This is a genomic window from Burkholderia sp. MSMB1498 (genome assembly GCF_001526245.1).
GTDB classification, from domain to species: Bacteria; Pseudomonadota; Gammaproteobacteria; order Burkholderiales; family Burkholderiaceae; genus Burkholderia; species Burkholderia savannae.
The window spans coordinates 42,310-63,289 of the sequence record NZ_LOYJ01000080.1; the positions used below are offsets into that span (position 1 = coordinate 42,310).

Here is a 20,980-nt window from a genome sequence, read left to right on the forward strand (position 1 = left end):
GTCGCTCAACGCACGAGACAGGGCCGCTTGTTGTCGAACGTCCAGTTCGGCACCAGGTACTGCATCGCGAGCGAATCGTCGCGGCTGCCGAGGCCGTGCTTCAGATACAGTGCGTGCGCGGCTTCGAGCGCGTCCTCGTCGATCTCGACGCCGAGCCCGCCGCGCGGCGGCACGGCGACGTGGCCGTCCTCGATGCGCAGCGGCTCGCGCGTGAGGCGCTGGCCGTCCTGCCAGATCCAGTGCGTGTCGATCGCGGTGATGGCGCCGGGCGCGGCCGCCGCGACGTGCGTGAACATCGCGAGCGAAATGTCGAAGTGATTGTTCGAATGCGAGCCCCACGTGAGCCCCCATTCGTCGCACAGCTGCGCGACGCGCACCGAGCCGCGCATCGTCCAGAAATGCGGGTCGGCGAGCGGAATGTCCACCGAGCCGAGCCGGATCGCGTGGCCGAGCTGACGCCAGTCGGTCGCGATCATGTTGGTCGCCGTGCGCAGCCCCGTCGCGCGGCGGAACTCGGCCATGATCTCGCGGCCCGAATAGCCGGCCTCCGCGCCGCACGGATCTTCCGCGTACGCAAGCACGCCGTCCTTGCCGCGACAGAGGCGAATCGCCTCCTGCAGCGGCCACGCGCCGTTCGGGTCGAGCGTCACGCGCGCGTGCGGAAAGCGCTTTGCGAGCGCGCTCACCGCGGCGATCTCTTCGTCGCCCGACAGCACGCCGCCCTTCAGTTTGAAGTCCTGAAATCCGTAGCGCGCGTGCGCGGCCTCGGCAAGACGCACGATCGCATCGGGCGTGAGCGCCGCTTCGTTGCGCAAGCGAAACCACGCATCGTCGGATTCGGCTTCGCTGCGGTAATCGAGATCGGTGCGGTTTCGATCGCCGACATAGAACAGGTAGCCGAGCATCGGCACGCGGTTGCGCTGCTGGCCTTCGCCGAGCAGCGCGGCCACCGGCACGCCGAGATGCTGGCCGAGCAGATCGAGCAGCGCGGCTTCGAGCGCCGTCACCGCGTGAATCGCGATGCGCAGGTCGAACGTCTGCAGGCCGCGGCCGCCCGCGTCGCGATCGGCGAAGCGGGCGCGCACCGCATTCAGCACGTCCTGCCAGCGGCCGAGCGGCTGGCCGACGACGAGCGCGCGCGCATCCTCCAGCGTGCGGCGAATGCCTTCTCCGCCGGGCACCTCGCCGACGCCGGTGTGGCCCGCGCTGTCGCGGATCAGCACGACGTTGCGAGTGAAGAACGGAGCGTGCGCGCCGCTCAGGTTCAACAGCATGCTGTCGCGTCCGGCGACGGGCACGACGCGCATGTCGGACACGACGGGCGCCGCCGTGCGGCTCGATTCGGTTTGATTCACGAGTGTCTCCATCGAAGCGTTCAGGCGCCGCGCGCGGCCGCGCGCGCAGCGGCGCCGAAGCTCGGCCGTTTCGGATCGTACGTCCAGCCCGGCACCAGGTATTGCATCGCCCGTGCGTCGTCGCGTGCGCCGGGCCCGAGGGTTTCGTACAGCGCGTGCGCCTCGAACACGCGCGCCATGTCGAGTTCGATGCCGAGCCCCGGCCGGTCCGGCACGGCCGCGTGTCCGCGCTCGATCGAAAGCGGCTCGCGCGTCAGGCGTTCGTCGGCTTCCTGCCAGATCCAGGGCGTGTCGATCGCGGTGATGGCGCCGGGCACGGCCGCCGCGACGTGCGTGAACATCGCGAGTGAAATGTCGAAGTGATTGTTCGAATGCGAGCCCCACGTGAGCCCCCATTCGTCGCACAGTTGCGCGACGCGCACCGAGCCCTGCATCGTCCAGAAATGCGGGTCGGCGAGCGGAATGTCCACCGCCTGCAGCAATGCCGCGTGGCCGAGCTGGCGCCAGTCGGTCGCGACCATGTTGGTCGCCGTCGGCACGCCGGTCGCGCGCTTGAACTCGGCCATGATCTCGCGGCCCGAATAGCCGGCCTCCGCGCCGCACGGATCTTCCGCGTACGCGAGCAGATCGCGCCGCCCCTTGCAAAGCGCGATCGCCTCGTCGAGCGACCACGCGCCGTTCGGATCGAGCGTCACGCGCGCGTGCGGAAAACGCGCCTTGATCGCCGCCACCGCTTCCATCTCGTCCTCGCCGTCCATCACGCCGCCCTTCAGCTTGAAGTCGGCGAAGCCGTAGCGATCGGCCGCGGCTTCGGCCAAGCGCGCGATCTGCGCGGGCGTCGTCGCGGCTTCGCGGCGCACGCGCAGCCACGCGTCGCCGCCGTCGGCGCCCGCCGGATACGGCAGATCGGTGTGGCGGCGCTCGCCGACGTAAAACAGGTACGCGAGCATCGGCACCGCGTCGCGCTGCCGGCCCGCGCCGAGCAGGTCGGCGACGGGCGCACCGACGAACTGCCCGAGCAGGTCGAGCAGCGCCGCTTCGACCGCGGTCACGACGTTGTCCATCCGCAGATTGATCTCGTGCGGCTGCCGCAGCACCGCTGCCTCCGACGCCGACGTCACCTGGTGCACGGTCGCCTGATGCGCGGCGGGGCCGTCGCCCGCGAGCGCGCGGCGAATGTCGGCGAGCACGCCGTTCATGCGGCCGATCGGCTGCCCGACGACGAGCGGCGCCGCGCGCTCCAGCGCGCGGCGAATGCCTTCGCCGCCCGGCACTTCGCCCGCGCCGACATGCCCGGCGCCATCGTTCAGGATCACGATGTTTCGCGTGAAGAACGGCGCGTGCGCGCCGCACAGGTTGAGCAGCATGCTGTCGCGCCCCGCGACGGGAATCACCTGCATCCGCGTGACGCGCGGCGTGTGCGCGCGCGCGACGGCTTCGATCATATTGGACGTCATGTCCGATGGCTCCGCTTACGATGCCGGCTTCAGCTCGACGCGCTTGATCTCGCCCACCACGAACAGATAGCAGACGCAAGCGACAAGCGCATGAAGCCCCACGTAGACCAGCGCGCCGTTGAACGAGCCGGTCCGGTTGACGATGTAGCCGATCGCGATCGGCGTCGTGATGCTCGACAGATTGCCGAACGTGTTCATCAGCGCGCCGGACAGGCCCGCGATCTGCTTGGGCGCGGTATCCGAATTGACCGCCCAGCCGAGCGCGCCCATGCCCTTGCCGAAGAACGACAGCGCCATGACCGCGACGACGATCCCCTGCGCGTCGACGTAATTGCACACCACCATGCTGACCGACAGCAGCATCCCGAGCACGATCGGCACCTTGCGCGCGACCGACAGCGACGCGCCGCGCCGCAACAGCGCATCGGAGATGATCCCGCCGAGAATGCCGCCGAGGAAGCCGCACACGGCCGGCACCGACGCGACGAAGCCCGCCTTCAGGATCGACATCCCGCGCGCCTGCACGAGGTACACCGGGAACCATGTGATGAAGAAGTACGTGAGCGCGTTGATGCAATACTGCGCGACGTAGACGCCCATCATCATCCGGTTCCTCAGCAGTTGCCCGATGTAGCCGAGATCTGGGCCTTCCGTCTTCGCGACGCCCGCGCGATCCATGTTGACGAGGCCGCCGCCGTTCTCGATGTATTCGATCTCCGCGCGCGTCATGCGCGGATGATCCTTCGGATCACGTACGAAGAGCCGCCACGCGAACGCCGCCGCGACGCCGATCGCGCCCATCACGATGAATACGTAGTGCCAGCTGAACGTGTGGACGAGCCACGCCATCAGCGGCGCGAAGATCACGGTGGCCGCGTACTGCGCGGAATTGAAGATCGCCGATGCGGTGCCGCGCTCGCTGGCCGGGAACCACGCGGCGACGATTTGGCTGTTGGCCGGAAACGAGGGCGCTTCGGCGGCGCCGACGAGACAGCGCAGCGCGAACACAACCGCGATCGCGGCCATGCCGGAGAAGAAGCCGATTGCGCCTTGCGCGAACGTGAAGATCGACCACATCAGGATGCTCGCCGCATAAACGCGCCGGGAACCGAAACGATCGAGCAGCCACCCGCCCGGAATCTGCGCGATCACGTACGCCCAGCCGAATGCGGAGAAGATGTAGCCGAGCGACACCGCGTCGATGCCGAGATCCTTTTGCATCGCCGAGCCGGCGATCGAGATCGTCGCGCGGTCCGCGTAGTTGATCGTCGTCACGACGAACAGCATCGCGAGGATCATGAAGCGCACGCGGCTCATGCGCTCGACGCGCGGCGTGCTGTGCGCACCCACGGCGGGGGCTTTGATGTCCATTGTCTCCTCCTTCCGCCGGCGTCCATTATGCGCCGGTCGTTTCAGCGCCGGGCCCGTGCGGCCCGGCTTCGCGCGACTATCGCGTTCAGACCCAGTTTCCGTCGACGAGGCGGCGCAGCCGCAGCGGATTGTCGTCCCGCAGTGCGGGCGGCAGCAGCTCCGCGGGCAGATCCTGATAACAGACGGGCCGCAGGAAGCGCTCGATCGCCGCGGTGCCGACCGACGTCGCGCGCGCATCCGTCGTCGCGGGCCACGGGCCGCCGTGCACCATCGCGTGACAGACTTCGACGCCCGTCGGCCAGCCGTTCGCGACGATGCGGCCCGCCTTGCGTTCGAGCACCGGCAACAGCGCGCGCGCGAGCGGCGCATCGCCCGTATCGAGATGCAGCGTCGCGCTCAACTGGCCGTCGAGCGTCTCGGCGACCGCGCTCAGCTCGGCCGCGTCGCGGCAGCGCACGAGGAGCGCCGTCGCGCCGAAGATCTCGTCGTGCAGCGCGGGCTGCTCGATGAAGTGCCGCGCGTGCGTCTCGAACAAGCCCGCGCGGCCGCGATTCGGCAAGTCGCTCGCGTCGCCGCGCGCGGCGCAACGCACGCCGGCCGCGCCCGCCAGACGCTCGACGCCGCGCACGTACGCCGCGTGGATGCCGGGCGTGAGCATCGGCTGCGCGGCGCTCGTGTCGAGCGCATCGGCGGCCGCGTTCACGAACGCGCCGACGTCGGGGCCGTCGATCGCGAGCAGCAAACCCGGATTCGTGCAGAACTGCCCGGCGCCGAGCGTGAGCGACGCGACGAATTGCCGGCCGAGCGCGCCGCCGCGCTTCGCGAGCGCGTCGGGCAGCAGGAACACCGGGTTGATCGCGCTCAGCTCGCCGTACATCGGAATCGGCTGCGCACGCGATTGCGCGATGCGCAGCAACGCCTGGCCGCCCGCGCGCGAGCCCGTGAAGCCGACCGCCTGAATGCGCGGATCGGCAACGAGCGCCCCCGCGACGTCGTTGTCCGCGTGCACGAGCGAGAACACGCCGGCCGGCAGCCCGCACCGCGCGAGCGCCGCGGCGATCGCGCGGCCGACGAGCTCGGACGTGCCCGGATGCGCGGGGTGCGCCTTCACGACGACGGGGCAGCCGGCCGCGAGCGCGGAAGCGGTATCGCCGCCCGCGACCGAGAACGCGAGCGGGAAATTGCTCGCGCCGAACACCGCGACCGGGCCGAGCGCGATGCGCCGCATCCGCAGATCGGCGCGCGGCAGCGGCTTGCGCTCGGGCAGCGCCGAATCGATGCGCGCGCCGAGCGCATCGCCGGCGCGCACGACCGACGCGAACAGCCTCAGCTGATTGCAGGTGCGCGCGCGCTCGCCTTCGAGGCGCGCGCGCGGCAGCGCGGTTTCGGCGGTCGCGCGTTCGATCAGCGGGTCGCCGATCGCCTCGATCTCGGTGGCGATCGCGTCGAGAAACGCGGCGCGCGCATCGGGCGCGGTGTCGCGATACGCGTCGAACGCGGCGGCGGCCCGCTCGCACGCGCGCGCGACGTTCGCGTGCGTCGCGAGCGCGAACGCCGGCTCGAGCGTCGCGCCCGTCGCGGGGTCGATCGCCCGCACCGTGCGCTCGCCGGGTGCGACGCATTCGCCGCCCAGCATCAGCTCGCCGCTCAGAGACATGCTTCCACCTCGGCAACCTCGGCGATCCGCGCGACGAGCGCCGACAGCTCGGCCAGCTCCTCGCCCGTCAAATCTATGAGCGGCGCGCGCACGGGGCCCGCGCCGCGGCCGATCACCTTCATTCCGGCCTTCACGATCGACACCGCATAGCCGCGCTTGCGGTTGCGCAGCGCGATGTACGGCAGAACGAACTGATCGAGCATCGCATACACCTTCGCATGATCCTGCGCGCGCACGGCCGCGTAGAAATCGAGCGCGAAGCGCGGCACGAAATTGAAGATCGCCGACGAGTACGTGGTCACGCCGAGCGTCAGATACGGCAGCGCGAACGTCTCCGCGGTCGGCAGGCCACCGATGTACGTGAATCGATCGCCGAGGCGCGTGTAGATGCGCGTCATCAGCTCGATGTCGCCTACGCCGTCCTTGAAGCCGACGAGGTTCGGGCAGCGCTCGGCGAGGCGTGCGAGCGCGTTTTCGTCGAGCACCTGGTTCGCGCGGTTGTAGACGATCACACCGAGGCGCGTCGCGTTGCAGACCTGCTCGACGTGCGCGGCAACGCCGTCGGCCGACGCCTCCGTCAGATACGGCGGGAACAGCAGGATGCCGTCGGCGCCCGCCGCTTCGGCCGCCTTGCAATAGTCGATCGCCATCGCGGTGCCGTAGCCCGCCGGCGCGATCACGGGCAGACGGCCGCCCGTTTCGGCGAGCGCCGCGCGCACGACGCTATCGACTTCGGCGGGCGTGAGCGAGAAGAACTCGCCCGTGCCGCCCGCGGCGAAGAGGCCAGCGGCGTCGTGGCTGAACAGCCAGCCGAGGTTCGCGCGATAGGCGGCCTCGTCGAACGACAGATCGGGCTTGAAGTGCGTGACCGGGAAAGACAGCAGGCCGGAGCCGATCTGGCGGGCGAATTCGGTGGGCGTGTAGCGTGACATGAGCGTTCGTGCCGGTGCGGCGTGACAAGTGGTGAGCGGATTCTTGCACTGCGAACGATTCAAGTCCAAGATAAGGAATGACTCAATCAATCCATATTTTGAATCGATGTTCGAACTCAGCCAGCTTCGCTGCTTCGTCGCGGTCGCCGAGGAACTGCACTTCGGGCGCGCGGCCGAGCGCCTGCACATGACGCAGCCGCCGTTGTCCCGGCAGGTGCGCCTGCTCGAGCACCAGATCGGCACCGAGCTGCTCGAGCGCACGAGCCGATCGGTGAAGCTGACGGCGGCCGGACGCGGCTTCCTGCCCGATGCGGCCCGCATTCTGCGGCTCGCCGACGAAGCGGCGGCAACCGCGCGCCGCGTCGCGACGGGCGCGGCGGGCACGCTCGCGATCGGCTTCACCGCGTCGGTCGGCTACGGTCTCTTGCCGTCGCTCGTGAGCGCGGTGCGCGCGGCGTCGCCGGACGTGCGGCTGACGCTCAGGGAGATGGTGAGCGGCGCGCAGCTCGAAGCGCTCGATGCGCGGCTGATCGACGTCGGGCTGTTGCGCCCGCCCGTCGAGCACGGCGAGCTCGCGTCGATACCGTGCGTGCGCGAGGCGCTCGTGCTCGCACTGCCGGAAGCGGTGGCCGATGCGTGGCCGAAGCGCCCGGCGCTGCGCGACTGCGAAGGCAAGCCGCTCCTGATGTATTCGCCGTACGAGGCGCGCTATTTTCACCAGTTGGTGAGCGGGTTGCTCGAGCGCGCCGAGGTGCTGCCCGACATCGTCGAATACGTGAGCCAGATTCATTCGATGCTGGCGCTGGTGCGCGCGGGCATCGGCGCCGCGCTGATTCCGGCGGCCGCGTCGATGCTGCACTTCGAAGGGGTCGTCTACCGGCCGGTGCGCACGACGCCCGCGAAACCCGTCGAACTGACGCTCGCGTATCGCAAGGACAACGACAATCCCGCGTTCGGCGCGCTGAAGGACGTGTTGCGCAAGTCGCTCGCCGAAAGGCGCTGACGGATTACGCGCCTGCGCAGCCGGGCGTCCTGCGATGGAGCGAAGAGCCGGTGGCGCGCGTGCGAAATACGTCGTTTCGCACGCAACGCGATTAACAAATCCTTAGGGAAACTGACGTTGTCGCAAGCCGAAGAAACGCGAGGCAACGGCGCAAACCGCCGCTCGCGGCGCACGCCTTCGCCGCGACGTCGATCGGACGCTCGCCGCGCGCGATCGACGCGACGAGCGCGGCATCACACGGGCCACAGCGGCCCTTCCTGCATCGCGCCGATCTGCTCGCGCAACTCGAGCACGCGCGCTTCCCAATAGCGATGCGTGTTGAACCACGGAAACGCGGCCGGAAACGCGGGATCGTCCCAGCGACGCGCGAGCCATGCCGCGTAATGAATGAGCCGCAACGTGCGCAGCGCCTCGATCAGATGCAGCTCGCGCGGATCGAATTCGCAAAAGTCCTCGTAGCCCGCGAGCAGTTCGGCGAGCGCGTGCGACGCGCCCGGCCGGTCGCCCGGCAACAGCAGCCACAAATCCTGCACGGCGGGCGCCATCCGGCTGTCGTCGAAGTCGACGAAGTGCGGGCCCGCGTCGGTCCACAGCACGTTGCTCGGATGGCAGTCGCCGTGCGCACGCAGCATCCGCACGTCGCCCGCTCGCTCGTACGCGTGCGCGACGCCCTCCAGTGCGAGCGTGACCGCCGCTTCGTAAGCAGGCCGAACGTCTTCCGGCACGAAGTCGTGCGACAGCAGGAAATCGCGCGGCTCGTAGCCGAACGTGTGAATGTCGAGCGTCGGCCGCGCGACATACGGCTTCGTCGCGCCGACCGCGTGAATGCGCCCGATGAAGCGGCCGAGCCATTCGAGCGTGTCGCGGCGATCGAGCTCCGGCGCGCGGCCGCCGCGCCGCTCGAAGATCGCGAAGCGAAAGCCCTCGAATTCGTGCAGCGTGCGGCCGTCGAACGCGAGCGCCGGCACGGCCGGGATCTCGCGCGCCGCGAGTTCGGCGACGAACGCGTGCTCTTCGAGGATCGCGTCGCTCGACCAGCGATGCGGACGATAGAACTTCGCGACGATCGGCGGGCCGTCCTCGATGCCCGCCTGATAGACGCGGTTTTCGTAGCTGTTGAGCGCGAGCAGGCGCCCGTCGGTGCGCGAGCCGGCGGGGATCAGCACGCTGTCGAGCGCGTCGAGCACGCGCTCGGGCGTGAGGCCTGCAAAAGGCAAGCCGGCGCTTGCGCCGGCTGCGTTGGAATCGGAAGTGGCGTCGTTCATGCCCCGCATTGTGCCGCGCGCGAGGCCGAAAGACGAGCGGTCAGTGCAGCGCCGCGCCCGCGGGGAGCACGGATTCGCCGGTGTCGATCAGATCCTCGAGAAAGAACGGCTCGGTATTGAGCTCCTTGGATTCGCCCGGCACGCCCGCGTACCAGGTCACCATCGCCATGTCCCCCAAGATGCGCTGGACGATGCCGCGCGCGCCCTTCGGCACGGCAATGTGGGTGGTGCAGACAATCGAACCGACATGCATGATGTTTCCCCGCTTTCAAAGCCGGCCGCGTGCTGCCCGGCCGGAAATACCCGAATTGCGCATCCGCGCGACGACGGCGGCGCGTATCCCATTGTTCACCGCTCATGGGATCGCGAAGGCGCGAGCTGGCGGCAAGAGCGCCGCCAATTCGCGGGATGCGTCGATCCCGTCGCCGCGACGCGCCGCTTTTGCGGCAGCGTCGCTCCATCATACCCTGACGCACATGGCCGACATCCGATGATTCATTCGGAAGTGCGGCCAAAAGCCAACGCGTCGTCTGACGAAACGACGCCGGGTGCGCAACCGGCGTATCGTTGAGGTTTGCTTCAGACGGAGACTCAGCGTGACTGTATCATCCGGCGCGCCGCGGCCCGCCGCCGGCGCGTGTCAGGCCGACGCGCGCGCCGCCGCGAACGCGCCGTGCGCATCGCCCGCGCCGTATCTCGAACGCGGCTCGCGCAACTACTGGCGTGCGAGCGTCGCGCTGCTGTTCGCCGGCTACGCGACGTTCTCGCTCCTCTACTACGTGCAGCCGCTCCTGCCCGAGTTCTCCAAGACGTTCGGCGTGAGCCCCGCGCAAAGCAGTCTCGCGCTGTCGTTCGCCACGGCCGCGCTCGCGGCCGCGGTGTTCGTCGCGGGCTTCGTGTCCGAAGCGCTCAGCCGCCACAAGCTGATGACGGCGTCGCTCACCGCATCGTCGCTTCTCACGCTCGCCGCCGCGTTCGCGCCGCACTGGCATCAGTTGCTGATCCTGCGCGCGCTGACGGGGCTCGCGCTCGGCGGCGTGCCCGCCGTCGCGATGGCGTATCTCGCGGAAGAAGTGCATCCGGACGGCCTCGGGCTCGCGATGGGGCTCTACGTCGGCGGCACGGCGATCGGCGGGATGGCGGGCCGCGTGATCACGGGCATCCTCACCGGCCTGTTCTCGTGGCGCATCGCGGTCGGCGCGATCGGCGTGCTCGGCCTCGCGTCGATGCTCGCGTTCCGAGCGCTGTTGCCGCCGTCGCGACACTTCACGCCGCACCGCGGCCTGAACCTCGCGCATCACCGCGCATCGCTCGCGCATCATCTCGGCAAGGGGCGTGAGCTGCCCGTGCTGTTCGCGATGGCGTTCGTGCTGATGGGCAGCTTCGTCACGCTCTACAACTACATCGGCTACCGGCTGCTCGCGCCGCCGTATTCGATGGGGCAAGCGACGATCAGCGCGATCTTCGTCGTCTATCTGGTGGGTGTCGTCGCATCGCCGTCGTCGGGGCGGCTCGCCGATACGCTCGGCCGCGGCCGCGTGCTGATCGCGAGCCTCGCCGTGATGCTCGCGGGCGTCGCGCTGACGCTGCTGCATCCTGTCGCCGCGATCGCCGCGGGCATCGCGTGCGTGACGTTCGGCTTCTTCGCGGGCCACGCGGTCGCGAGCGGCTGGGTCGGCCGGCTCGCGCAGCACGGCAAGGGCCAGGCCGCGGCGCTCTACCTGCTCGCGTACTACCTCGGCTCGAGCGTCGTCGGTTCGCTCGGCGGACGCTTCTGGAGCGCGCTCGGTTGGCCGGGCGTCGCGTCGCTCGTCGGCGTGCTGCTCGCGCTCGGCATTCTTGCTGCGGCGTGGCTGCGTGCGCGCGAACGCGCCGGGGCCGCCTGAGCGCACGACATCGCCGACGCGATGCCAAACCACGCGTCGGCACGTTACCTTTGACGCTATCGCAATTTTCGCTCGCAGGCTTTGCGATGAAGCCCTCGTTGCCCGCCCGCGCCGTATCGAAGCCGTCTATCGCACGGCTGCCGCGCGCGTGCGCGCATCGTCCGCCTGCCGCTCCGCCGCTCGTCGGCGTGCCGCCGCCTCCGGCTGCGTTGCTCGGCTAAACGCCGCGCAACCTCTTTCGCTCGCCGTTCGCCGCTGATCGAACCGTTCCGTGCATTGGCGCGCGGCGTGTTCGCGTGCGCACGCAACCGGAGCGTACCGATTCGATCGACAAGTGGGCTTCAGATGGCCTCAATCAGACCCGCGCTTGCGGCACATGGAGCGACGTCGCTGTTCGTGCTGCCTTGGAGCAGCGGAGCGATCTTCGACGGACTCGGCCTGCGGCATGCGTGCGCGTTCGCTTTCCTGATCGCGGGCTTCGCGCTCGTGTTGCTCGTGTTGCTCCTGCTGCTCCTGCTGCTCCTGCTGCTCCTGCTGCTCCTGCTGCTCCTGCTGCTCCTGCTGTCGCTCGCGCGACGCCGCTGGCTGTCGCCGCCCGGCGCGCGGCTCGCGACCGTCGCAACAAGGCTGCTGCTCACGAGCGACTATTCGATCCTGTCTACTCGCACGCGAACGCGGGCTCGCGCCCGGCATACTCGCGACGATACTCGGCGTGCAGCCGATCCTCACGCTCGTCGCGCTCCAACGCCGAGCATCGGGCGTGCGTCTCGCGGGGCTCGCGCTCACTCCGATCGGCCTGAGCCTCGTCGTCCACCGCGGCATCGCTGGCGGCGACACGCCAGCATCCGGCACTGCATGCCGAGCTCTGCGCGTTGCTCGCGATCCCGACGGGCGCGCTGCGGCAAAAACGCGCGCGCGGCGCCGATCGACGCGCCGCCGCAGCGGAACGCAGCCGGCCGTGGGCTTTGTGCGCTGATCGCGCCGTTCGAGCCGCTCTCGTCCGAAGCGAGCTCGTCGCTCTCGCGGCCGCTCGCGTGGTTCGGCGTCCTGATCTCGGTGTTCACGCAATTGCTGTTCTGGCGGCTGATGCAACACGGCGATCTCGTCAACGTGACGAGTCTCTTCTACCTCGTACCGGTCGTGACCGCGCCGATGAATACGGCGTGGCGCGGCAATCGCCGCGCGCCCTTCGAGATGGTCGGCGCGGTCGCGATTCTCGCCGGGCTTGCGCTCGTGTTCCGGCGCCCCGCGCACGCGTGACGACGGCATGAAGACAAGCACCCGCACTGCAGCATGCGGGCGCCTTTCTCATGGCATCGCAACATAAGAAAGCATTCAGAAAGCAATTACGAAAGCATATCGTCGGATTGTTTGCGACAAACGGAGCAATCTGCGCTTTTTCGTCGCGCTGCGAAGCTTCGGATAACCAAAAAACGCCGGCCGTTTCCTATACTCGAAACAACCGGCCGCCCAGCAGGCGGCCGGATCGGATAAGAAAGGAGACACGCATGTCGACTTATTTCACGATTGGCGACTTCATCCTGCTGATCCCGATGGCGCTCGCCGGCGCGCTGTTCCTCGGCGCGGTCCCGTGCGCGACCGAATTCCGTCACAACGTGCTGCGCGTGCTCGGCGCGATGCTCGGCGTGGCCGTGGCCGTGCTGCTCGTCGAAGGGCTCCCTGCGCTGATCTAGCTGTCGCGCTCGCACCGCTTTCGGCGCGCCGAAAGCGGGCGGCAGGCGCATCGTCAGGATGACTACCGATCAGATCGCCTGATCGGTGGACGGCTTTTCCCACAAGTTGATCCCGCCTTCCGTCGCATGGCGGTCGATCTCGGCGATCTCATCGTCACTGAACGCGAGCTTGCCGAGCGCCGCGACGTTCTCGCGCACCTGCTCCGCGCGGCTCGCGCCGATCAGCGCGGAACTCACGCGCGAATCGCGCAGCACCCAAGCGAGCGCCATCTGCGCGAGACTCTGGCCGCGCCGCTGCGCGATCTCGTTCAGCTTGCGCACGTGCCCGAGGTTCTCCGCGCTCAGGTGATCCGCCTTCAGCGATCCGCCGCCCGGCTTGTTGACCCGCGCATCGGCCGGCACGCCGTTCAGATACTTCGACGTCAGGAGCCCTTGCGCGAGCGGCGTGAACGCGATGCAGCCGGAGCCCGTCTCGTCGAGCGCGTCGAGCAGCTCGCGCTCGACCCACCGATTGAGCATGTTGTACGCGGGCTGGTGAATCAGGAGCGGCACCTTGTATTCGGCGAGCAGTTTCGCGATCTCGCGCGTCTTCGCCGCCGAATACGACGAGATCCCGACGTAGAGCGCCTTGCCCTGCTGCACGGCCGCGGCCAGCGCGCTTGCGGTTTCCTCGAGCGGCGTGTGCGCGTCGAAGCGGTGCGAGTAGAAAATGTCGACGTAGTCGAGCCCCATGCGCTGCAGGCTCTGATCGAGACTCGCGAGCACGTACTTGCGCGAGCCGCCGCCGCTGCCGTACGGGCCGGGCCACATGTCCCAGCCGGCCTTCGTCGAGATCAGCAGCTCGTCGCGATACGGCTTGAAATCCTCGCGCAACAAACGCCCGAAGTTGATTTCCGCGCTGCCGTAAGGCGGCCCGTAGTTGTTCGCGAGATCGAAATGCGTGATGCCGAGATCGAATGCGGTGCGCAGGATCTCGCGCTGCGTCGAGATCGGCGTCGTGTCGCCGAAGTTGTGCCACAAGCCGAGCGAAAGCGCCGGCAGTTTGAGCCCGGATTTTCCGCATACGCGATACTGCATGTCCGCATAGCGTTCGGAAGCTGCTTCGTAGGCCATCTGAATTCCCATCGAGACGTTGAACGAGGCCGGTGCGACCCGGCCGGACGAACCTCAGCGGGCCATGTTAGCCAACGATCGCGAATCGTGCAGCAACACGCGCCGCGATGGACGCAGCGGCGGCGCTCCCCTACACTGCGGCGTCTTCACCATCCGTTTCAGCGAGGATTTTCATGACCCGAGCGATTTCCGTTGCGCTCATCGTCGGCGGCGTCGTGCTGCTGTATTTCGGCGGCCAGTCGTTCCATTCGATCAACGACGGCGTCGCGCGCTTCTTCACCGGCTCGCCTTCGACGAAAACGATCATGCTGATCGCAGGCGGCGTCGTCGCAACGCTCATCGGGCTGATCGGCGTGTCGATGCCGAGCGGCAGGCGCTGACGCGCCCGCGCATTTCGTCTCGCCCCCCAAAAACAAAGCGGGCGGCGCGCATGCGTGCCGCCCGCTTCTTTCGATCATCGTCGGCTTGCGCGCGCCGCGAAGTCGCGCACGTTTCATCGCGCATCGAACGAAGCGCGACACGCGACGCATCGCGAATCGCGAATCGCGCCGCATCCCGCCGGCGCGCGCGACGAACTAGAAGCGCACTTCCGGCGTCGACGCCGAGCGCGAGCCCGGCATCGGCCGGTTGCTGTCGCCGTGGTACGTGAACACGAGCGAGAACTTCACCTGATCGGTGCGGTTCTGCCCCGCTGAATGCAGCGTGTTGCAATGAAAGAACACCACGTCGCCCGCGGCGAGCTCCGGGCACACCGCCTGCTCGATCAGTCGCCGGTTCCCCGGCACGTCGCTGCGGAAGAACTTCGCTTCGTCGAAGCGCTCCGGCCCGAATTCCTCGCCATGCGAGCCCGGCACGAGCCACAGCGCGCCGTTCTCGTTCGTCTCCGGCCCGAGCGCGAGCCACACGGACACGAGGTCCGGACGCTCGAACGACCAGTAACGGACATCGCGATGCCAACCGGTCAAGCTGCCGTACGCCGGATGCTTCGTCATCACGCAATTGTGATGCGCGCGCGAGAGCACCGGCGTTTCGCCGAAGTACGCGCGCATCCACGCGGCGATCTCGGGCGCCGTCGCGCGCTCGGCGAACGCTTCGTCGCGCGCGTACGCGTCGAGCAGGCGCCGCACCGTGTGGCCGCCCGGCGCGTGTCGCGATTCGGGCGCGCCCGGATAGCGCAAGTCCGCTTCGAATTCGAGCGGCTGCGCCGCCTCGTGCAGCTGACGCTCGGCGATCGCCTTCAACTGCGCGCACCGCTCGGGCGCGACGAGCCCCGGTGCGACAACGAAGCCGCGCGCGCGCAGCGTCTGGACCTGCGTGTGAATCAACTCCGGGTGCAAGGAAGACATGGGAAGTTCGACATGATTGTTATCAACGATCGATTGTAAAGCCGGCCTGTGCGACATGCTCGGCAACGATGCCGCGAAGTGAAAAACAGCGCGCAATCGCTGCGGCGAATTTGATGTAACGCAAAGGAACTGTCGGGCGCGCGCACGTCACTAACTACGGCTGCCCGGATGCGATGTGCCCGACGCACAAGGGTTAGCGCGACTTTCTGGCGTCACGAATCGCCTGTAGTCTCGACGCACCTGCTAGTTTTCGCGGGCAGCGGCGCACCGATGCCTTCGGTACGATGGGTTCGACCCTTGCCGCACAACGGCCGTTTTGACATTCGCGCCCTGAAATGGACGCAATCTACGAGCGAATTACTTTCGTCATGCCTTTCCGACTGACTTCCCGTCTTCACCGCACCCCGAAGAGCACGCCGTCGGCGCCGCCGCGAATCGTGCGCGCGTTGCGCCACCACAGCGCGCGGGCGAGCGTGCTCGCCGAGCGCGCACGCCAGCACCAGCCGCGGCTCGATGGTCTGCGCGCATGGCTGCATGCATTCCTGTCGCTGATGAGCGCCCATGCTGCGGCGCGGCGCATCGCGCTGCGCTCGCTGCTGCAAAAGCCGTCGCTGCGGCTGCGCGCGCCGTCGCTGCATCGCGCAAGCGCCGCGCCGCGCCGGATCAACCGGCCGCGCCGCCTCGCGGCGAGCACCGGCTGGTTCGTGTTCGCCGCGCGCTGAGCGCGACACGCGCGCGGCAATTCGCCGCGCCCGCGCGCGCATCGTGCATGCCCGGCGAACGCGAACGGCACCGGCGCGCAACGCGCGCGAAGCCGATGCAGAACCGAAATAAAAAACCCCGGCCAAGGCCGGGGTTTTCGTTTGCCGCCGGGAACGTGCGTTGCGTCAGGCGACCTGCACGGCCGGCTCGACGCCAGCCGCTTCGGCGAGCGCGAGCGCCTTGTCGGCGGCTTCCCACGAGAACTCCGGCTCTTCGCGGCCGAAGTGGCCGTAGGCGGCGGTCTTCTCGTAGATCGGACGCAGCAGGTCGAGCATCTGGATGATGCCCTTCGGACGCAGATCGAAATGCTCGCGCACGAGCTTCGTGATCGTCTCGTCAGACACGCGGCCCGTGCCGAACGTGTTGACCATCACCGAGGTCGGCTCTGCCACGCCGATCGCGTACGACACCTGGATCAGCGCGCGCGACGCGAGGCCCGCGGCGACGATGTTCTTCGCGACGTAGCGGCCCGCGTAAGCGGCCGAGCGGTCGACCTTCGACGGGTCCTTGCCCGAGAACGCGCCGCCGCCGTGCGGCGCTGCGCCGCCGTACGTGTCGACGATGATCTTGCGGCCCGTCAGCCCGCAATCGCCTTGCGGCCCGCCGATCACGAAGCGGCCGGTCGGGTTCACGAGGAACTTGATGTCGCCCTTGATCAGGTCGGCGGGCAGCGTCGGCTTGATGATCTCCTCGATCACCGCTTCGCGCAGCGCGGGCAGTTCGATGTCCGGCGCGTGCTGCGTCGACAGCACGACGGTATCGATCGAGTGCGGCTTGCCGTCGACATAGCGAACCGTCACCTGCGACTTCGCGTCCGGACGCAGCCACGGCAGGCGGCCGTCGCGGCGCAGGTTTGCCTGGCGCTCGACGAGGCGGTGCGACAGGTGGATCGGCAGCGGCATCAGCTCGGGCGTTTCGTCGCACGCGTAGCCGAACATCAGGCCCTGGTCGCCGGCGCCTTGATCGAGGTTGTCGTCATGCGCGCGGTCGACGCCCTGCGCGATGTCGGGCGATTGCTTGTCGTACGCGACGAGCACCGCGCAGCCGCGGTAGTCGATGCCGTAATCGGTGTTGTCGTAGCCGATGCGCTTGATCGTGTCGCGTGCGATCTGGATGTAGTCGATGTTCGCGGTCGTGGTGATTTCACCGGCCAGCACGACGAGGCCGGTGTTGCACAGCGTCTCGGCTGCGACACGGGAGTACTTGTCCTGCGCGAGGATGGCGTCGAGGATCGCGTCGGAGATTTGGTCCGCGACCTTGTCCGGATGGCCTTCGGATACGGATTCGGACGTAAAGAGATAATCGTTTGCCACGTTCTCAGGCTCCTGTTGTGGTTACGGTTGAAGTTCACGTAGCCAGCTTCCAGAGGCCCGAAGCGGCGACGCTTTAGCGGATTTCCTGCACCGTGAGCGCTCATAGCGCCCGCCGGCTTCGCCCCGCAAGTTGTCAGTTAACTCGGCGAAGCCCGTATTATAGCGGCTTTCTCGAATTGTTACAGAGCGTCGATCGTGCTGCTCCTTCCGCTGTCCTTCAACCCTGCTTTCATCGCGCCGGCCGTCCGGATCGACGGAGGATTCGCATGCTAGGCCGTCTCGGCACACAGCTCGCCGTCGCGTTTCTCAAATTCCTCGCGATCCTGCCCTACGGCTTGACCGCGCGCCTGGGCGACGGCCTTGGCTGGCTGCTCTATCGAATCCCCAGCCGGCGAAAGCGCATCGTACACATCAATTTGAAACTTTGCTTCCCGAATTGGAGCGACGCTCGCCGCGAGGAGGTGGCCGGCCTGCACTTCCGGCACGCGATCCGCAGCTACGTCGAACGCAGCTATCAATGGTTCGCGTCGGAAGAGACCTACCGCAAGCTGTTCACAGTCGACAGCGAGATCGATCTCAGCGACCCCGACATGCCGCCGACGCTGTTGCTCGGCTTCCACTTCGTCGGCATCGAAGCCGGCTCGATGGCGATCAATCTCGCGCTCGGCCGCATGTGCGGCTCACTCTACACGCCGATGAAGAACCCGCAGATCGAGGCTGCGGCCAAGGCCGGCCGCAGCCGCTTCGGCGCGGAGCTGGCGAGCCGCGCCGACAGCGCGCGCGTCGTGCTGCGCTGGCTGCGCGACCGCAAGCCGGTGATGCTCGGCGCCGACATGGACTACGGCCTGCGCAACTCGACGTTCGTGCCGTTCTTCGGCGTGCCCGCGTGCACGCTGACCGCGGTCGGCCGGCTCGCGAAGACGGGCCATGCGCAGGTGGTGCCGTTCATCGGCGAAGTGCTGCCCAATTACCAGGGTTATCGGCTGAAAGTCTTCAAACCTTGGGAAAATTATCCGACGGGCGACGACGATCTCGACGCGCGCCGGATGAACGCGTTCCTCGAGGAGCAGATTCCGCTCATGCCCGAGCAGTACTACTGGGTGCACAAGCGCTTCAAGACGCGCCCGCCCGGCGAGCCGGGCTTCTATTGACTCCGCCGCCGCGGCGTACCCCCGGCATACAATAGCGCCCATGAAACTCTCGTTCACCAAGATGCACGGCGCGGGCAACGACTTCGTCGTGCTCGACGGCTACACCCGCGCGCTGCCCCCGCTCTCCGACGCGCAGGTGCGCGCGCTCGCCGACCGCCACTTCGGGATCGGCGCCGATCAACTGCTGCTCGTCGAAAAGCCCACCGTCGAAGGCGCCGACTTCAAGTATCGGATCTTCAATTGCGACGGCGGCGAGGTCGAGCACTGCGGCAACGGCGCGCGCTGCTTCGTCAAGTTCGTCCGCGACCACGGACTCACCGACAAGGCGAGCGTGCGCGTCGAAGTGAAGCACGGCGTGATCACGTTGACGATGCAGGCCAACGGCGAGGTCGTCGTCGACATGGGCGCGCCCGTGTTCGAACCGGCCCGCGTGCCGTTCGACGCAAGCGGCCTCGACGGCCGCCGCGAAGGCGCCGACACGCTCTGGCCGCTGCCCGTGAACGGTGCGACGCGCTGGATCTCGGTCGTGTCGATGGGCAATCCGCACGCGGTGCAGATCGTCGACGACGCCGAGGCGTTCCCGGTCGGCGTCGACGGCCCCGCGATCGAGCGCCATCCGCGCTTTGCGCAACGCGTGAACGCGGGCTTCATGCAGATCGTGTCGCGCCGCGAAGTGAAGCTGCGCGTCTACGAGCGCGGCGCGGGCGAGACGCTCGCGTGCGGCACGGGCGCGTGCGCGGCGGTCGCGGCGGGCATCCGGCGCGGGCAACTCGATTCGCCCGTCACGGTCCATACGCATGGCGGCACGCTGACGATTTCGTGGGACGGCGTGCGCGACGAAAGCGCGCCGCTGTTGATGGCCGGCCCCGCGACGACCGTCTTCGAAGGCGTGATCGACCTGCCCGTCCGATCTCCTGTTGTCTGACCTTTCATTTGCCGAAGCCCAACGAAGCGCCATGAACGATCGCGAAGTCGCCGACTACCTGCTCGCCAATCCCGAATTCTTCGCCAAGCACGCGGAGCTGCTCGCGACGATCAAGCTCGCGAATCCGCACGGCAAGGCCGCGGTGTCGCTACAGGAGCGGCAGATGGAGATGCTGCGCGACAAGAACAAGCATCTCGAACGCCGGCTCGCCGAGCTGCTGCGCTATGGCCACGAGAACGACGGGCTTGCCGCGAAGTTCAACCGCTGGACCGCGCGCGTGATCGCCGAGCGCGATCCGTACGCGCTGCCGCGCGCGATCGCGAGCGGCCTGGCCGACGTGTTCGACGTCCCGCAGACGGCGCTCAGGCTCTGGGACGTCGCCGACACCTATGCGCAAGCCGATTTCGCGCGCAACGCCGGCGAGGAAGTGCGCCTGTTCACGAACAGTCTGGCGACCCCATATTGCGGCGCGAACACCGGCTTCGAGGCCGCGCAGTGGCTCGCGCCCGTCGCCCCCGCGCCGGCCGCGGGCGACGGCGAAGCGCCCGCCGCGAGCGGCGCCGCCGAATCGGTCGCGCTGATCGCGCTGCGCACGCCCGCCGCGGGCGAGGGCGCGAGCGCGTTCGGCCTCCTCGTGCTGGGCTCGCCCGATCCGCGCCGCTTCCACGACGGCATGGGCACCGATTTCCTCACGCAGATCGGCGCGCTCGCCGGCGCGGCGCTCACGCGCCTCCTGCCGCACTGACGGCCGCGCAGCGCGCATCGCCACTCGCCCGCCCGACACGCGCCATGATCGCCGACCCGACCGCCGATTACCTGTCGAACCTGCGGCACGTCAGGAAGCTGTCGGACCACACGCTGCGCGCGTACGCACACGAGCTCGACGAGCTGAAGAAACTCGCGAACGGCCGCCCGCTCGAAAGCCTGACGGCCGTCGACATGCGCGGCGCGGTCGTGCGCGCGCATGCGGGCGGCCTGTCCGCGCGCTCGATCTCGCACCGGCTGTCCGCGTGGCGCGCGTTCTACCGCTGGTTCGCGCAGCACGTCGAGATGAACGCGAATCCGGTCGCGGCGGTCCGCGCGCCGAAGCGCGCGAAGACGCTGCCGAAGGCGCTGTCCGTCGACGATGCGGCCGCGCTGATGGACGCGCCGACGGCCGGCACCGCCGAGAGCCTGCGCGACCACGCGATCCTCGAGCTGTTCTATTCGTCCGGGCTGCGGCTCGCCGAGCTGATCGGTCTGGACATCGAATACGCGAAGGACGGCGACTATCGCTCCGAAGGCTGGCTCGACCTCGCCGAAGCGGAAGTCACCGTGCACGGCAAGGGCGGCAAGGAGCGCAAGGTGCCCGTCGGCCGCAAGGCGATCGACGCGCTGAACGCATGGCTCGCGGTGCGCGGCGAGTTCGTGAAACACGATCCGCGCCCGCTTTTCCTGTCGGTGCGCGGCAACCGGATGTCGCCCGGCGTCGTGCGCGAGCGCGTGAAGCGCGCGGCGCTCGCGGCGGGCATTCCGGCGAACGTCCATCCGCACGTGCTGCGCCACTCGTTCGCGACGCACGTGCTGCAATCGAGCGGCGACCTGCGCGCGGTGCAGGAGCTGCTCGGCCACGCGAGCATCTCGGCGACGCAGGTCTATACGTCGCTCGACTTCCAGCATCTGGCGAAGATTTACGACAGCGCGCATCCGCGCGCGAAGAAGCGCGACTGACGCGCGCCGCCGCGCTCACCGAATCACCCTTCGCCGCGTC

20 protein-coding genes and 1 pseudogene are annotated in these 20,980 nt (G+C 68.4%); 11 read left to right on the forward strand and 10 right to left on the reverse strand.

Features of this window, described 5'->3' with window-relative positions:
• Positions 1–5: 5 nt before the first annotated feature.
• The 5 genes from gudD to kdgD form a co-directional block, all read right to left on the reverse strand.
• Positions 6–1,367, reverse strand: a complete 1,362-nt coding sequence (gene gudD / locus WS91_RS17700; RefSeq protein WP_038748533.1) for a glucarate dehydratase — start codon at positions 1,365–1,367, stop codon at positions 6–8.
• 8 nt (positions 1,368–1,375) lie between these two features.
• Complete coding sequence (locus WS91_RS17705) at positions 1,376–2,812, reverse strand: enolase C-terminal domain-like protein (RefSeq protein ID WP_059670711.1); 1,437 nt, start codon at positions 2,810–2,812, stop codon at positions 1,376–1,378.
• Between the two features lie 15 nt (positions 2,813–2,827).
• Complete coding sequence (locus WS91_RS17710; protein ID WP_059670712.1) at positions 2,828–4,183, reverse strand: MFS transporter; 1,356 nt, start codon at positions 4,181–4,183, stop codon at positions 2,828–2,830.
• Between the two features lie 85 nt (positions 4,184–4,268).
• Positions 4,269–5,840: an aldehyde dehydrogenase (NADP(+)) gene (locus tag WS91_RS17715; RefSeq protein WP_059670713.1), complete on the reverse strand. Its 1,572-nt coding sequence runs from the start codon at positions 5,838–5,840 to the stop codon at positions 4,269–4,271.
• Positions 5,831–6,772 (reverse strand): 5-dehydro-4-deoxyglucarate dehydratase, encoded by a 942-nt coding sequence (gene kdgD / locus WS91_RS17720; protein ID WP_038748541.1) that lies wholly within the window; start codon positions 6,770–6,772, stop codon positions 5,831–5,833. The genes WS91_RS17715 and kdgD overlap by 10 nt, the downstream gene beginning before the upstream one ends.
• 106 nt (positions 6,773–6,878) lie before the next feature.
• Between kdgD and WS91_RS17725 the strand changes: the two genes are divergently transcribed.
• Positions 6,879–7,775 (forward strand): LysR substrate-binding domain-containing protein, encoded by an 897-nt coding sequence (locus WS91_RS17725; RefSeq protein ID WP_059670714.1) that lies wholly within the window; start codon positions 6,879–6,881, stop codon positions 7,773–7,775.
• A gap of 233 nt (positions 7,776–8,008) precedes the next feature.
• Here the strand turns inward: WS91_RS17725 and WS91_RS17730 are convergent, their stop codons facing one another.
• Together WS91_RS17730 and WS91_RS17735 are read right to left on the reverse strand one after the other, a co-directional pair.
• On the reverse strand, positions 8,009–9,040 hold the full coding sequence (locus WS91_RS17730) for a serine/threonine protein kinase (RefSeq protein ID WP_059583791.1): 1,032 nt from the start codon (positions 9,038–9,040) through the stop codon (positions 8,009–8,011).
• Between the two features lie 40 nt (positions 9,041–9,080).
• Positions 9,081–9,293: a hypothetical protein gene (locus WS91_RS17735; protein ID WP_004198969.1), complete on the reverse strand. Its 213-nt coding sequence runs from the start codon at positions 9,291–9,293 to the stop codon at positions 9,081–9,083.
• Between WS91_RS17735 and WS91_RS36885 the strand changes: the two genes are divergently transcribed.
• The 4 genes and pseudogenes from WS91_RS36885 (at position 9,292) to WS91_RS17750 (ending at position 12,620) form a co-directional block, all read left to right on the forward strand.
• Positions 9,292–9,534: a hypothetical protein gene (locus WS91_RS36885; RefSeq protein ID WP_186448595.1), complete on the forward strand. Its 243-nt coding sequence runs from the start codon at positions 9,292–9,294 to the stop codon at positions 9,532–9,534. The two genes, WS91_RS17735 and WS91_RS36885, sit on opposite strands and share 2 nt — an antisense overlap.
• 102 nt (positions 9,535–9,636) lie before the next feature.
• Entirely contained in the window at positions 9,637–10,926 is a 1,290-nt protein-coding gene (locus tag WS91_RS17740) for an MFS transporter (RefSeq protein WP_059643373.1), read from the forward strand.
• Positions 10,927–11,271: 345 nt separating this feature from the next.
• Positions 11,272–12,186, forward strand: a pseudogene (locus WS91_RS17745) (EamA family transporter).
• A gap of 248 nt (positions 12,187–12,434) precedes the next feature.
• Positions 12,435–12,620, forward strand: a complete 186-nt coding sequence (locus tag WS91_RS17750) for a hypothetical protein (RefSeq protein WP_038748546.1) — start codon at positions 12,435–12,437, stop codon at positions 12,618–12,620.
• 69 nt (positions 12,621–12,689) lie between these two features.
• Here the strand turns inward: WS91_RS17750 and mgrA are convergent, their stop codons facing one another.
• Positions 12,690–13,733 (reverse strand): L-glyceraldehyde 3-phosphate reductase, encoded by a 1,044-nt coding sequence (gene mgrA, locus WS91_RS17755; protein WP_038748547.1) that lies wholly within the window; start codon positions 13,731–13,733, stop codon positions 12,690–12,692.
• A gap of 173 nt (positions 13,734–13,906) precedes the next feature.
• Between mgrA and WS91_RS17760 the strand changes: the two genes are divergently transcribed.
• Complete coding sequence (locus tag WS91_RS17760; protein ID WP_038748548.1) at positions 13,907–14,113, forward strand: DUF3185 family protein; 207 nt, start codon at positions 13,907–13,909, stop codon at positions 14,111–14,113.
• Between the two features lie 195 nt (positions 14,114–14,308).
• On the opposite strand, the gene WS91_RS17765 is transcribed toward WS91_RS17760, so the two are convergent.
• Positions 14,309–15,079 (reverse strand): phytanoyl-CoA dioxygenase family protein, encoded by a 771-nt coding sequence (locus tag WS91_RS17765; RefSeq protein ID WP_038748549.1) that lies wholly within the window; start codon positions 15,077–15,079, stop codon positions 14,309–14,311.
• Between the two features lie 368 nt (positions 15,080–15,447).
• Between WS91_RS17765 and WS91_RS17770 the strand changes: the two genes are divergently transcribed.
• A complete protein-coding gene (locus WS91_RS17770) occupies positions 15,448–15,801 on the forward strand; it encodes a hypothetical protein (RefSeq protein ID WP_038748638.1) in 354 nt (117 codons plus the stop codon).
• A 165-nt stretch (positions 15,802–15,966) separates the two neighbouring features.
• On the opposite strand, the gene metK is transcribed toward WS91_RS17770, so the two are convergent.
• Positions 15,967–17,154 carry a methionine adenosyltransferase gene (gene metK, locus WS91_RS17775; RefSeq protein ID WP_038748550.1) on the reverse strand — a complete coding sequence of 396 codons (1,188 nt, stop codon included), beginning with the start codon at positions 17,152–17,154 and terminating at the stop codon, positions 15,967–15,969.
• A gap of 266 nt (positions 17,155–17,420) precedes the next feature.
• On the opposite strand from metK, the gene WS91_RS17780 reads away from it, so the two are divergent.
• The 4 genes from WS91_RS17780 to xerC are packed head-to-tail and all read left to right on the forward strand — an operon-like array spanning position 17,421 to position 20,940.
• Positions 17,421–18,305 carry a lipid A biosynthesis lauroyl acyltransferase gene (locus tag WS91_RS17780; protein ID WP_059670715.1) on the forward strand — a complete coding sequence of 295 codons (885 nt, stop codon included), beginning with the start codon at positions 17,421–17,423 and terminating at the stop codon, positions 18,303–18,305.
• 40 nt (positions 18,306–18,345) lie between these two features.
• Positions 18,346–19,230 (forward strand): diaminopimelate epimerase, encoded by an 885-nt coding sequence (dapF, locus tag WS91_RS17785; RefSeq protein WP_059670716.1) that lies wholly within the window; start codon positions 18,346–18,348, stop codon positions 19,228–19,230.
• Between the two features lie 31 nt (positions 19,231–19,261).
• Positions 19,262–19,975 carry a DUF484 family protein gene (locus tag WS91_RS17790; protein ID WP_038748553.1) on the forward strand — a complete coding sequence of 238 codons (714 nt, stop codon included), beginning with the start codon at positions 19,262–19,264 and terminating at the stop codon, positions 19,973–19,975.
• A gap of 44 nt (positions 19,976–20,019) precedes the next feature.
• Positions 20,020–20,940, forward strand: coding sequence for a tyrosine recombinase XerC (gene xerC, locus WS91_RS17795; RefSeq protein ID WP_059670717.1), 921 nt, complete (start codon positions 20,020–20,022; stop codon positions 20,938–20,940).
• The last annotated feature ends 40 nt before the right edge of the window (positions 20,941–20,980 follow it).

Bases quoted from the DNA above. Each gene is read 5' to 3' on its own strand.
- gudD (WP_038748533.1), bottom strand. From the start codon at position 1,367: ATGGAGACACTCGTGAATCAAACCGAATCGAGCCGCACGGCGGCGCCC.
- WS91_RS17705 (WP_059670711.1), bottom strand. From the start codon at position 2,812: ATGACGTCCAATATGATCGAAGCCGTCGCGCGCGCGCACACGCCGCGC.
- WS91_RS17710 (WP_059670712.1), bottom strand. From the start codon at position 4,183: ATGGACATCAAAGCCCCCGCCGTGGGTGCGCACAGCACGCCGCGCGTC.
- WS91_RS17715 (WP_059670713.1), bottom strand. From the start codon at position 5,840: ATGTCTCTGAGCGGCGAGCTGATGCTGGGCGGCGAATGCGTCGCACCC.
- kdgD (WP_038748541.1), bottom strand. From the start codon at position 6,772: ATGTCACGCTACACGCCCACCGAATTCGCCCGCCAGATCGGCTCCGGC.
- WS91_RS17725 (WP_059670714.1), top strand. From the start codon at position 6,879: ATGTTCGAACTCAGCCAGCTTCGCTGCTTCGTCGCGGTCGCCGAGGAA.
- WS91_RS17730 (WP_059583791.1), bottom strand. From the start codon at position 9,040: ATGAACGACGCCACTTCCGATTCCAACGCAGCCGGCGCAAGCGCCGGC.
- WS91_RS36885 (WP_186448595.1), top strand. From the start codon at position 9,292: ATGATGTTTCCCCGCTTTCAAAGCCGGCCGCGTGCTGCCCGGCCGGAA.
- WS91_RS17735 (WP_004198969.1), bottom strand. From the start codon at position 9,293: ATGCATGTCGGTTCGATTGTCTGCACCACCCACATTGCCGTGCCGAAG.
- WS91_RS17750 (WP_038748546.1), top strand. From the start codon at position 12,435: ATGTCGACTTATTTCACGATTGGCGACTTCATCCTGCTGATCCCGATG.
- mgrA (WP_038748547.1), bottom strand. From the start codon at position 13,733: ATGGCCTACGAAGCAGCTTCCGAACGCTATGCGGACATGCAGTATCGC.
- WS91_RS17760 (WP_038748548.1), top strand. From the start codon at position 13,907: ATGACCCGAGCGATTTCCGTTGCGCTCATCGTCGGCGGCGTCGTGCTG.
- WS91_RS17765 (WP_038748549.1), bottom strand. From the start codon at position 15,079: ATGTCTTCCTTGCACCCGGAGTTGATTCACACGCAGGTCCAGACGCTG.
- WS91_RS17770 (WP_038748638.1), top strand. From the start codon at position 15,448: ATGCCTTTCCGACTGACTTCCCGTCTTCACCGCACCCCGAAGAGCACG.
- WS91_RS17780 (WP_059670715.1), top strand. From the start codon at position 17,421: ATGCTAGGCCGTCTCGGCACACAGCTCGCCGTCGCGTTTCTCAAATTC.
- dapF (WP_059670716.1), top strand. From the start codon at position 18,346: ATGAAACTCTCGTTCACCAAGATGCACGGCGCGGGCAACGACTTCGTC.
- WS91_RS17790 (WP_038748553.1), top strand. From the start codon at position 19,262: ATGAACGATCGCGAAGTCGCCGACTACCTGCTCGCCAATCCCGAATTC.
- xerC (WP_059670717.1), top strand. From the start codon at position 20,020: ATGATCGCCGACCCGACCGCCGATTACCTGTCGAACCTGCGGCACGTC.